Source organism: Methylotuvimicrobium sp. KM1 (genome assembly GCF_044788715.1).
In the GTDB taxonomy this organism is placed as follows: Bacteria; Pseudomonadota; Gammaproteobacteria; order Methylococcales; family Methylomonadaceae; genus Methylotuvimicrobium.
The window spans coordinates 1747229-1760011 of record NZ_CP173170.1 but is presented as its reverse complement, the minus strand read 5'-3'; the positions used below and the strand labels follow the sequence as shown (position 1 = coordinate 1760011).

General features: G+C 44.0%; 6 protein-coding genes and 1 CRISPR repeat array (1 of these 7 running past the window's edge). All 6 genes read right to left on the bottom strand.

The window, feature by feature from the left end; all coding sequences use genetic code 11:
• Positions 1 to 3889: direct repeats of the CRISPR family, unit length 28 nt; unit sequence TTTCTAAGCTGCCTGTGCGGCAGTGAAC (it extends 582 nt beyond the left edge of the window).
• A gap of 731 nt (positions 3890 to 4620) precedes the next feature.
• The 6 genes from ACINK7_RS07440 to cas3f all read right to left on the bottom strand — a co-directional run bounded on the left by ACINK7_RS07440 (position 4621) and on the right by cas3f (position 12776).
• The gene (locus ACINK7_RS07440; RefSeq protein WP_404360692.1) at positions 4621 to 5037 is read right to left on the bottom strand and encodes a hypothetical protein; all 417 of its coding nucleotides are present in this window, start codon (positions 5035 to 5037) and stop codon (positions 4621 to 4623) included.
• 269 nt (positions 5038 to 5306) lie between these two features.
• Positions 5307 to 5897: a type I-F CRISPR-associated endoribonuclease Cas6/Csy4 gene (cas6f, locus tag ACINK7_RS07435; RefSeq protein WP_404360691.1), complete on the bottom strand. Its 591-nt coding sequence runs from the start codon at positions 5895 to 5897 to the stop codon at positions 5307 to 5309.
• 13 nt (positions 5898 to 5910) lie between these two features.
• Positions 5911 to 6897: a type I-F CRISPR-associated protein Csy3 gene (csy3, locus tag ACINK7_RS07430; RefSeq protein WP_404360690.1), complete on the bottom strand. Its 987-nt coding sequence runs from the start codon at positions 6895 to 6897 to the stop codon at positions 5911 to 5913.
• Between the two features lie 11 nt (positions 6898 to 6908).
• Positions 6909 to 7928 carry a type I-F CRISPR-associated protein Csy2 gene (gene csy2, locus ACINK7_RS07425; protein ID WP_404360689.1) on the bottom strand — a complete coding sequence of 340 codons (1020 nt, stop codon included), beginning with the start codon at positions 7926 to 7928 and terminating at the stop codon, positions 6909 to 6911.
• The gene (gene csy1, locus ACINK7_RS07420) at positions 7925 to 9439 is read right to left on the bottom strand and encodes a type I-F CRISPR-associated protein Csy1 (protein ID WP_404360688.1); all 1515 of its coding nucleotides are present in this window, start codon (positions 9437 to 9439) and stop codon (positions 7925 to 7927) included. Before csy1 ends, csy2 begins: the two co-directional genes overlap by 4 nt.
• A complete protein-coding gene (gene cas3f / locus ACINK7_RS07415; RefSeq protein WP_404360687.1) occupies positions 9429 to 12776 on the bottom strand; it encodes a type I-F CRISPR-associated helicase Cas3f in 3348 nt (1115 codons plus the stop codon). Before cas3f ends, csy1 begins: the two co-directional genes overlap by 11 nt.
• Between the last annotated feature and the right edge of the window lie 7 nt (positions 12777 to 12783).

The window sequence follows — 12783 nt, the reverse complement described above, 5'->3', positions numbered from 1 at the left end:
AATCTACAGCTAATCTTTGTTTCTAAGCTGCCTGTGCGGCAGTGAACCGCGGATGACTTGCACGGCATCGGCGTTCAATTTTCTAAGCTGCCTGTGCGGCAGTGAACATGCCCGGCCACCGCGTAACCGCAATGCACCGTTTCTAAGCTGCCTGTGCGGCAGTGAACGTCCGGCCCCGTCTACATCGGAGTAGCTTACCTTTCTAAGCTGCCTGTGCGGCAGTGAACATTTCAATCTCCCTCCGCATAACACGGCACTATTTCTAAGCTGCCTGTGCGGCAGTGAACCAGCAAACGGCTATACGCTATCGGCACTTGGCTTTCTAAGCTGCCTGTGCGGCAGTGAACATTGAATGAGATAAGCGGTCGCACCGGCAACTTTTCTAAGCTGCCTGTGCGGCAGTGAACCGTCTAAATCGGCTAACATAGGCAATTCGAGCTTTCTAAGCTGCCTGTGCGGCAGTGAACCAGCGCGTGGTTGATCGACAACGATGACGATCTTTCTAAGCTGCCTGTGCGGCAGTGAACCCTTCCTCGTTCGGTTCCGATCGAAGCGCCTCTTTCTAAGCTGCCTGTGCGGCAGTGAACGATTGGCGTTGAACACAATGCACCGTGATCGATTTCTAAGCTGCCTGTGCGGCAGTGAACGACAGGTATTGCATGCGCGCGCGCTGTCGATCTTTCTAAGCTGCCTGTGCGGCAGTGAACCATAGACTCATCACCAATTTAGAAAGATTGACTTTCTAAGCTGCCTGTGCGGCAGTGAACCGTTCATGGAAATGCCAATTTTGGCAGCATGGTTTCTAAGCTGCCTGTGCGGCAGTGAACTATAGACTGCCGTGTTATGCGGGGCAAGTGTTTTTCTAAGCTGCCTGTGCGGCAGTGAACTGCACACTACAACACGTTGCATCCTAGAGACGTTTCTAAGCTGCCTGTGCGGCAGTGAACGAAGTCAAGCCGGAAGTGTTGAAGTCAGGACATTTCTAAGCTGCCTGTGCGGCAGTGAACTATAATCTTGATTATGACGACGGATTGTTAATTTTCTAAGCTGCCTGTGCGGCAGTGAACATCGCCAAGCTGCTTACCTTTTTCGTAGATACTTTCTAAGCTGCCTGTGCGGCAGTGAACCAGAACTTGCAGCAATTGGCTGAGCTCGGGCTTTTCTAAGCTGCCTGTGCGGCAGTGAACGTTTTTATCAATCGCATACCAAGTCGACCGGGTTTCTAAGCTGCCTGTGCGGCAGTGAACATCAGCTTGATATTGAGCACGCATTGACTCAATTTCTAAGCTGCCTGTGCGGCAGTGAACCGGTGCCGGTTACCCCCCCATATAATAACATTTTCTAAGCTGCCTGTGCGGCAGTGAACTTCCTGAATCATATATCAAAGCATTTGTAACATTTCTAAGCTGCCTGTGCGGCAGTGAACAAGGTATTGACAAAATTAAAATTGCGCGTGACTTTCTAAGCTGCCTGTGCGGCAGTGAACGTATGCTAATAGTTCGGGGTCGATTCTCGCGCTTTCTAAGCTGCCTGTGCGGCAGTGAACCAGAAACCGAAGACGGCACACCCTGCCATTGATTTCTAAGCTGCCTGTGCGGCAGTGAACCCTCGGAAACATCGGCGCAAACATCACATATTTTTCTAAGCTGCCTGTGCGGCAGTGAACAATAATGACCCGTTACCTGAGGACGTTCCGTTTTTCTAAGCTGCCTGTGCGGCAGTGAACGGTTTTTTGTTCGGCGGTCTTGTTTATTCAAATTTCTAAGCTGCCTGTGCGGCAGTGAACCAACAAGCAAAGATTCATGCTTAATATCCTCGTTTCTAAGCTGCCTGTGCGGCAGTGAACTACACCCGAGAGATGGGTTGTTAATGTCAGGCTTTCTAAGCTGCCTGTGCGGCAGTGAACGTTTCGACCCAAGGCGCATAGTATGCCGACCTTTTCTAAGCTGCCTGTGCGGCAGTGAACGATTCGCGACGTGCTTGACAGCGGTGTTAATTTTTCTAAGCTGCCTGTGCGGCAGTGAACGTAGCGGGTGAGGGCTAGAGCGGTAATCTGAATTTCTAAGCTGCCTGTGCGGCAGTGAACGCGATTACAGCGTCAAATTCATTACCGTACGCGTTTCTAAGCTGCCTGTGCGGCAGTGAACAGCCATGCGTGACCTCGGTATAGAGTACGTCATTTCTAAGCTGCCTGTGCGGCAGTGAACACAGCTTCAGGCCGCTCGATTGATGGCATCTATTTCTAAGCTGCCTGTGCGGCAGTGAACTCCAGGCAGCCGGTGGAGCTGAAGCGATTAGTTTTCTAAGCTGCCTGTGCGGCAGTGAACCCTCGCCGCCGCCGGAGCCGCTGCCAGAGCTATTTCTAAGCTGCCTGTGCGGCAGTGAACATTGTTCGCCGGCAAATGATTGTCGGCCTTCATTTCTAAGCTGCCTGTGCGGCAGTGAACTGCTTGTACACGATTTTGCAGTTACTTTGTAATTTCTAAGCTGCCTGTGCGGCAGTGAACCGCCGTTTGATTTGTTGCGTCTGTCGTCTGAGTTTCTAAGCTGCCTGTGCGGCAGTGAACATTCGCCGGAGTTGCCGGGCTCCGGGTCGGTCTTTCTAAGCTGCCTGTGCGGCAGTGAACTATCTAGTTCTAACGTTGGACAAGCCGTAACGTTTCTAAGCTGCCTGTGCGGCAGTGAACTGCTGTTCGGCCCCGAGTTCCGCTGATTTGTCTTTCTAAGCTGCCTGTGCGGCAGTGAACTACTATCTTTATGATGACGCGGTGCCCGATCATTTCTAAGCTGCCTGTGCGGCAGTGAACTGACTAATCGACCGGTCAACTCATGAACCGTTTTTCTAAGCTGCCTGTGCGGCAGTGAACAGCAACTATGAGTATCAGCTAGTAATGAGTCATTTCTAAGCTGCCTGTGCGGCAGTGAACATGGCTCAACAAGTTGCCGCGCAGCTTTACACTTTTCTAAGCTGCCTGTGCGGCAGTGAACAGAATGGCGTTGGATGCAATGGGCTGAGCCGCTTTCTAAGCTGCCTGTGCGGCAGTGAACGTTCAAGATGCGGACGGCAATTATTACCAAGCTTTCTAAGCTGCCTGTGCGGCAGTGAACGATTCACCTATTACGCTACGACAAAACCGGACTTTCTAAGCTGCCTGTGCGGCAGTGAACTTTTCACCCTCGACCAACAGCACCGTCTTACCTTTCTAAGCTGCCTGTGCGGCAGTGAACCTCTACCAACCTCGAGCGGCGATACCACTCAGTTTCTAAGCTGCCTGTGCGGCAGTGAACATTGAATGAGATAAGCGGTCGCACCGGCAACTTTTCTAAGCTGCCTGTGCGGCAGTGAACTTTCAGCGGCTCTTTTTTCATCAAAAGCCGAATTTCTAAGCTGCCTGTGCGGCAGTGAACAGATGGCCGTATTTTAGAACCATCTGTATGTCTTTCTAAGCTGCCTGTGCGGCAGTGAACAAGTGCCGGCACATTGGCCGTGCCACTTGGACTTTCTAAGCTGCCTGTGCGGCAGTGAACTGCATATTCAGACAAATGGTCGGCGGACAGATTTTCTAAGCTGCCTGTGCGGCAGTGAACGCCTCACCGCATCCTACATGCAAAAATATAAATTTCTAAGCTGCCTGTGCGGCAGTGAACCCTCTTTATAAATTAACTACAAATTGTAGTAATTTCTAAGCTGCCTGTGCGGCAGTGAACAATTCTGACGGTTTCCACGGTTATTTCGTCCATTTCTAAGCTGCCTGTGCGGCAGTGAACTTTCTCATGTCAGCATCTTGGGTATTTTGTTGGTTTCTAAGCTGCCTGTGCGGCAGTGAACCCTAACTCCCATGTCGCATCGGCTGTGTCGTGTTTCTAAGCTGCCTGTGCGGCAGTGAACTGTAGTATAAAGCTCAAAAAAATAATGGCAACAGTTACTTATCTGCAAATAACCGTTTTAACCATTATTTTTCGTTGCTTTATAACTATTTGATTTTTCTATATTGTTAAAGAGCCTAAATTTTTTGGGTCCAATTGCTTAATTTTTAGTCTCAAGCAAATAATTTGCCAACAACACCCTCGCCCATTCCGGAATTGTGTCCCGTTTTAACTCGGCTTTCCCGTTTCGAATAATTCAAACTTGTTTAAACGGGTTGTCCGCACGGAAATTATCCAGCAGATAGACTTGATCGCATAGCGGCAAGGTTTGCTTGATAAGCTATAACAGCCGGGGTATTCGGCTTCGTACTTTTTCGTCGGGAACAGATGCCCTCCTTCGCTGACCCGCAGAGAAATTCGCGCCTGATTAAGCGCTACGTTGTCTAAATGAATAAAGACCAAAACAATTTCGTAGCCTAATGCTTTTGCATGGGCAACAAAAACGACCTTCGAGGTATGTGAGAATACGGTTTCAAAACAAAAGCTGCGCCCTTACAATAACAATTGCGAATCCAGTTGCGCTGCAATCATTGACGCATCAAAGCTGTGCGCTTCCGGTGCTAGGAAATACAGTTGCTTAGCCAAAATAATGGCATCAACAATAGAATGCCGCGCCTTGTTAACTGCGTTCGATACATCGAGCTTTCCCGGCACCATTGCCGCCCGTAAGTATCCCAGTCTGTTTCTTGGCCATTAAGATAAGGTTTTAGTGATTTCTACAAATTCGCCGTCAATAAACTTGCCGACCCTGATTTGACCTTTGCGGTCGATTTGTTCCAAGCAGCCGGGATACTCGATAGACGATTGATATCTTAACGGACTGTTTGTAACGCGCTGGGCCAAGCTTCCCGCAGCGCGTTCGTCCTCAAGCGTTTGAAAGACCGTAGCCGGATCAACCTTTTTACCGTATACCGGAACCAACTCAAGTTTTGCCAAACCTGCCGAAATAGCCGCCAAATCGTCCGGGTCCAAAAACGCTGAAATATTGCGCCCCATTTCCACCCAATATTCGATTTGTTCGGCAGTGCTCCGATGAAAACGTTTTCCTGTTAATTCCGCCGCGCTCATCAATTCCTTTTGCAAACGAATCGGCGATGCTGCTTTAGCCATTCTGCACCTCGTTAATCGAATCAAACGAACCAATCGTAGCCATTTGCTACAATTGATCCAAATTATTCACACCCTCATTCCTCATAAAGTGGCACGGAACAGTCATTGCTGAACCATATGAACTGAAGGCAGTCGTTCTTGGTTCTACATCGGTTTTTTACATAGCGATAAAAATTGGGTAACGATGGCCATTGGCTTGACTGTTACTATCTCTCGTTCCCACGCAGACCTATGAATAACGATGAGCGTAGGACGAAATCATTACCTCTTCAAAACCAAGGGACGGTAGCGTTTTTGCTAAGGCCATAACAATTAAAAAATCCTGTTTGAGGCTTATCAAAAAGTTCACGCGCCACAAACAGTTTAAAATTTCGAGGACTGTTGTTGTCCTCCATCGATAAGCTGGTCATATTGATATAAGGCAATGCGCTTTCTTTTTCATAATGAGCAAAATGCACCAATGCTTCTTCCAATGATTCACCCTTATATTGAGCCCTTCTTGCCGCCTCTTTCAGCAAATTACTTTTAAATTGTTTCCGTTTAAAACAAGCATACTGACTAATCGCTTCCGGCGTTGGCTTAATGGGCTTCACATGCGTGTAATCGGTTAAGCGGGACAGCCATTGGTTTATATTTATTTTCTCCAATTGAACCTGGGTATCAGCAAACAACCTTAGTTTATCCCCCAATGGAAATAGTTTGGCCCCGTAATCCGGAAAAGAAACAGCAATCGCCGATTGGTTCTCTGCGATTTTATTGTCCGCAAGCGCCAAATGGATTTGCTGATAAACCTTATGCCAGAGGAAGCCGAGGTTGGCTTCCGCATCGGGCAGAAGAGTGATGTCTAGGTAGTATTTCATAAAAGCTCCTTATTTAGCTTTCTCCTTCCGAGAATACGCCACCGCGAATCAACATGGCGACGACAAAATGCTTTTCTTCTTCGGTAATTTCCCTGTCATTAATCCATTTACCAATCAGTGTTTTAAAATCATTTCGGGTAGATCGATATGCCATACCTCGTTGAGTGACTTGTCCATAAGCCTCGATCGCAATAGGCATTTCCGACCCCGTTTGCCAGTCGTCAATGGTTCTGATGGCATTGCCAATTTTTTCACAATGAATGGCGGCCTTGCCATCCAGTGCGAATAAGTGGCGACTTTTATCACCTTTTTCTAAAACCATTTCTTGAGATGGCCATACTCGTTGCAAATTTCCGAGTTTCACATAGGCTTCAACTTCAAGAAAAATATTCGCCTCACCTTTTAATCCCTTCTTTATCAACACAACTAGTGGTGATATTTTTTCATCTGATGTTGTTGTTTCTTTAAGCGGATAATCATAAGCATTAAACTTTAATGGCTTTTCAAAACTTTCATGGTTGACATAAACAATTATTTCCCGCACTCCCACTCGATTACGCCATAAAAAACGACCATTGATTATGTTATAAGCATAACGCTTCGCCAGTTCTTCAAAACCAATTTCATCAATATATTTGTTGATGATTTTCGAGAATTTATCCTGATACTCTTTTTTATTACAAGCAGATGGCATATTCACGCCGCTCAAGACTCGCAAACTAAAACCGACTTTCAACGTATCAGCATCTGCTGGTAACGCTGCATCATCACCCCAGGCTAAATTAGGCTCTTCTATTTGTTTTTGTAGTTCTTCTTCATCGTTGAGGACTTCTTTCTTGAAATTACTCTTTACTGCACGATTTCTCCGTTCAAACAATTCAATAGGCTGCCACTTGCCAGTATTATCAATATCAGCCCAATTGCCGGAATACATAATAGCGTCGGAAGGTTCCAGTTTTCTATCGAAAGCGAGAACGGAAGGCATGGTTAATTCAGTCATTTTATTTTTCCTTATAAGTTTGCAATTGCATCTTCAAAAGTTTGGGGTTGGCTTTCTATTTCTATCGGTTCTTCCGGTGGTGGTTCTATTTTTTGAGCACAGAGATACCAGTCGTTTTCAACATGGTATTTCCAGATCATGTCACAAATATCTTTTATTCGATGAACGCCTTTCCATTCACCGATACTGTGTATGGCTTCTACAAAGCAACAACCGAGTACGCTGTCATCCGCATCCGATACTCGCAAATCGCTAATTTCATCGGTTGAGTATTGCTCACTAATCGCTTTGTAGCCTGTCATAATGGGAACCAACCAGCCTTTAAAAGGTTTTGGTACTTGCACCCAATCAGCCTCTGTTTGTTCGGTAGGTTGCTCCTCGTCGTCTTTTAGTTTTGGAACTGCACGATATTTCAATGCTGAAAAATCCAGCCAGGCATCAATCTGTTCTGCGTCTGGATTTTTTGCTTGTAGTTGCTTGAGATAATCAGACCGGTCTTGCAAGATAAATCCGGGCATGGTCAAGCGTTTGACTCTTCGATTTAAGTGTTCTGATTGTTCTTGCGTAGATGCAGATAGAAAATCTACCTGACCAATCGCTAATACGCTTCCGCCAGCTAAACGACTGGTTAAGCATTTTTCCTGTACTAATTGCTTAAAAGCTTCAATCTGTTCAGACGTAGCAAGCAGTTCTTTTGATAGTTCAATAACTAGAGATACCGTCAGATTCATCTTGCCTTCTTCAATGATGGGAGGTGATGAACGCGTTTTATGTTGTGCTAACACAGCCGGATTTCTGCTTTGAATAAACTCAAAATTGGCTTGTGGCTTGGGCTTATAAACATGAAGCTGATAGTCATGGCTGATGACAGCGCAACCACTAAAGGCAATGTCATATTTATGGGCAAGCTTTCGTTGTAAAGCATGGGTAAAACCTGAAAATTGGGTGATAGCGGGAAATCCCCAAGTGAATCCGGCTATACAGTTTGCCTTTTGCACCCTCATCTTACTTAAGACTAAATATTGGCTCATTGTTTTGCCTCCTGAATAGCGATATATTCACGTAAAACAGGGAAAAAAATATCTTTCCATAGTCTTTGCTGCACGGGGGTTAAATTAAGCGTTTTATGTTTAAGCTGTGCATTTAGCCAGGCTGAAAAATCATCCGCAATGCGCTCCAACCATTGCTTGTTGTTTTTTTCTGCGAGAGCTGCTTCATCTTCACGATCAGGCTCTAACAGTAATTGTTGGTGTGTTGAAAAATCGCTATCTTCCGTCCAGCCTTTTTGTTCGCTAAGCATATTGATCTTGGTGATTTCATCAAACAGCGCTTGTGCAATAAGATTTACATTTTTAACAATCGCCCGATACATTTCCGGCTTTTTCAAACCGGCTTCTTTGGCTTTAATAACCCGTAACAAATCTTGCAATTCTTTTATTTCTTCGCACAGTTTATAGCCCATATTTCTGTCAAATAAATTTGCTTGATGACGCGGTAATGTTTGTTTGCCGGTCCATTTGGGGGGCGTTGATGGCAATAATGTCAAACGGCCGGCCCGCTTGCCGTTTAATGAAGATGCGTTAGAGTGATTGCTTTGTGTTACTTTCAAATTAGCTCTATTAGGAAATGAAACCATTTCTTCAGGATAGTATTTATTAATTTTTCGCTGCTCCCTTGCCTGGCGACTATTTTCGTCAAAAAATTCTTGAAATTTTAGATGGAGCACATGCGCCATTGAGGATGAAACCAACGGCAGCAGTAAATGATACTTGTCCTCATTAACTGGAAAATAAACCTGTTTGGATAAAAAATGACTGTTTTTTTTATCTTCTCTGATATATGACCGAAATAACTCAGCCCACTTTTTCGATTTTTCCTCTGAACTTGTAAACACTTTTAGATATGGAAAGGCATCACGTCGAAATAAATCTCCAATAAAATAATCACCAACTAATAGATAATAGAATGAAGCAATGGATGAAAGAGCATTATCGGTATATGCTCGATCAATATTTAGGCTTTCGTCAACTTGTGTGGAAACATATCCTTCTTTAGATTTTATTGATCCCTCGTAATACCTATAATCAATAGAAGATGACTTACAGCTTGAATGTGACAACTTAGCAATGTGCGTTGCCAAATAAATACCTCTTCCATTGTTTAATGCCCATTCAATCCATTTTTCATATTTATTTCGTTTTTCTAAGCTAGCAATAAGTTTCTCAAACTCATTACCCAACTGCTCAACACTTTTTAATAAATTATTATTTTTTATTTCATAAGTGATAGTTTTGTATTTAATATTAAAAAATTCCAAGTCACTCTGACCTTTCTCTTTTTTTAATTTTTTAATAACTTCAACTTTTTGTTTAACCTCTGAACTTTTCTTACATAATGGCTTAACTTTTTCAAAAACATCATCAAAAAAGGCTTTGTAAGCTGCCTTAATATCATCATTATGATATTTTTCAATTTTAGTATCACCAACAGAATCAATAAATTCTCTTATAGATTTTTGCACCTCAGTTTCATCAATCATCATTCAATCTATCCTTTAGCAGTTCTTTAAATACACCCAGTTTTTCATGAAACCGCCAGTTAGTGGCTTCACCTTCTTTTGGCTTACGCAGTTGCACCGTTGTAAATCGTTTATAAGCCTCGTCTTCAGAAATTTTTAATTCTTTCATCAGGTAGGCGATACTGTTTTCTATTGTCAGATCAAACCAAGCCTGATTTCCGGAAGCTACCGTTAGATGTTCCGCTTTTAATCTGCATATATCGTTGGTTGTCTCAAATTTAGCGGGACGAATCTCAGTATTTTTCTTCTGCCAAATCATTTCTTGGTGGTAGGACTGGTTCAGGTTATAGTCCTCCATCGGCTCTGATTTTCTAAATGGTTGAATACGCTGTATTTCGCCGCACCAAGTCACATCATGCCGCCACCATAAATAGGCGCAATCCTGTTCATTGTTATTCCCAAACAGTCGAATATGTTGAACAATATGCTCCAGTTCATTAAAACGTTTAAATTTTGGTGGCTTGTCGTCAGTTAAAGAAAAAGGCGGGGAACTATTTTTGATTCTTGGAATTGCGCTAATGGGTTGGTATTCCTCTTCCGTCAATAATTCTGAAAGCTTTGTGCCAGCAAACTGCCTTTTGCTTGACTCATATCCGGGACGCAGAAAACAGGGTGAAAGCCCCCTTAACCCTTTGAAGTTTTTATCCAGTAAAACAATATTTTCAAAAGTAGGCGACTTTTTTCGATGGCGTTGCACGCGACCAGCCAACTGAATGATTGAACGCATGGAGCTTGGTTCCACTACCGCCCAGTCATAGTCATGATCACGACCGACTTCCGCAACCGAGGTGGCTAACACGACAAAAATATGGTTTTGTACATCGCTTTCTTTGATTAAGGTTTCAATACCACTTGCTTGCCACCATTTATCTTCATCATGCCGGGTCAAGGCTTTATCCAGTTTCTCTTCAATCTGTGAGCGTAATGCTAAAGGATATTGACTGTGATAAACGCAATAGTAGATTCTGCTATCGTTTGCTGGCTGGATCGCATACAGATGTTTGGCTATCGCAACCAGTGGATCGATATTTGCCATTCTGACCAAACCGATAGAGATTTTTTTACCTGACGGATGCTCGACCGAGTTTTTCTGGTGCAAATCAACAAGCGCTGCTTGAATATTCTGCGCATAAATTCGGCTAGGTTGTGCGTTTTTATTCGTTATTTCAATTGAATTGATTTTGGTTTTGTTTAAAGGTTTAGCCGATTTACCAAGATTTTCGATACGCTCTCTGATGAATTCTTTATGCGCATCATTAAACCCATTTTTTGTATCTATTTTCTGCTGCATTGGTTTTTTGAACTCATCAAACCAGGCGCAACATACAGCTTCAGTTTGTCCTAGTTCACCATTGACTTGCGTGTAATGTTTACGACCTTTCTGATAGGCTTCAAATAAAGCAAAGGCTAATTCAGGCGATAGCGTTGCTGTTGATAACAGCACCTTTGCCCCCAACATTCCCGCCCAATTTACCAATCGACATAAAGCCGGTAAATCCTCCAGACCAAAATCATCCGGTTCGTCAATCACCAAATCAGAGCTTAATAACCGTAACATGGGCGCAATTTGCCGACCTCCGCGTAATCCATCTGTTGCCGGAATTAGATAATCAATGGTGCTGACCAACACGGGGGCTTGAATCAGTTTTAATATTTTTTCATCGTGTTCAAACCATTCTGCAAATTCACCATCATATTCTGGTAACTCATGGTGTAACTCCAACTCATCTTTCAGCAAAGATTCCGCTGATTCACTTCCTTGCTGCTCTTGCACGCTGTGTTTGATCTGCGAGCCTAACTGATGTAAATCTTTAACTGCCTGAGAACCAATCAGTACCGCCAATTCCGCATAGGATAAGTTCATGTGCTTTCTTAACGCATCGCCGGTTTGTAGGGTCAACGTTCTCAAGCCCAATGCCACATTAAAACGGCACTGACCTTCTTCAGATAAAGCATACATAATCCGGGCATTGGCTCGGGTCTTTCCTTTGCCGGTCGAGGCCATATTGATGCCAAAAAAACCAAGTTTTTGGCTTTCTTCGCATAATCCTTGCGCAGTTTTAAAAGCGCTATTTTGCCAGCCATAGTCCAGCTGAAAATCCTTATCGACTGGTTTGCTGAATGCCTTGTTCGATGTGAGACTAGGCAAATCCTGTTTAAGCTTAGGAAGTTTGCGGGCAATCCTCCTGGCATGGGTGCCAACTGCTATATTGTGTTCATCCAGTTTTTGTTTGCGGTATTTATTACCCGTTTCATCATCAATCCCTGTATTGGCGTAAGCCTTGTAATTTCTATCTTGCCACTTCTTGGTGACTTCCTGTTGTGATGAATAGTAATGGTCAGACAGCATCAATGATAAACGCGATAAATGTGCTGTAAATCGTTGAGTGAACCAGTCTTCAGTAAAAAGATACTCGTTTTTTAGAACTCTTTCTGCAAGCAAGCTGATTTCGGTTTGCCAGTGGGCACTTTTAAATGGTGTGCCATAAGGAAATATCCAATTATCAGTCAATGCCTTTTCATCCCAATCTTGCTTCAAACATTGGGGTGAATTCCAACAGGGTTCTAACAAGGCTAGCCATTCTTTGATTTGGCTCAATGAAGGTGGCGTATCCTGATATTTGGGAAATTGCGGCAAACGATGATGGGATACAATCAGCCAAGCAACGATTTTGGCAATGGGCTCTAACCCTTCAAATGGATTTTTGATGTTTTTACATAAACCATCTTTTAATTGTTCAAGGTTTGATAAAATCCTGTTCTCTACATCATTATCGATTTTTTCAAGTTCCTTTAACCATTCTCTATCGCTTCTACTATTAACAAAAGCTTGAAATAATCGTAAAGAAACCCATTCATGCCGAAAAGGTTCATAGCCTTTGCCATGATATTCAGGATCAAGCTTGTTTTGAAATAACAACATGGCTTTGCCAATGTCATGAAAGAAACCTGCTAATGAAGCTAACAAAGCAATAACTTCGGTATTCATATTGAAAGTTTCTTCTACGTCCTTGGATTCTGAAGTTAAATTCACCGGCACAATCCCTTCCCGGTTAAACTTACTCCGATTCCCAACAATCCAAACCAACTCGCTCCGACTCCGACTCCGTATCCAATGACACGCCACCGCCGTATTCTTGGTAGCGCTTTTTCTCAGTAGCTTTTTCACCGCTTGTAAGCCTTCCTCGGTGATCACGGTTTGCCAGGTGCGGCTGCCGATGCGGTTGGCGAAGGCGTCGAGGACGCGGCGAGTGCGGTTCAGCGCTTTTTTCTCGCATTCGCAAATGAAGGTGACCATCATGATGGGA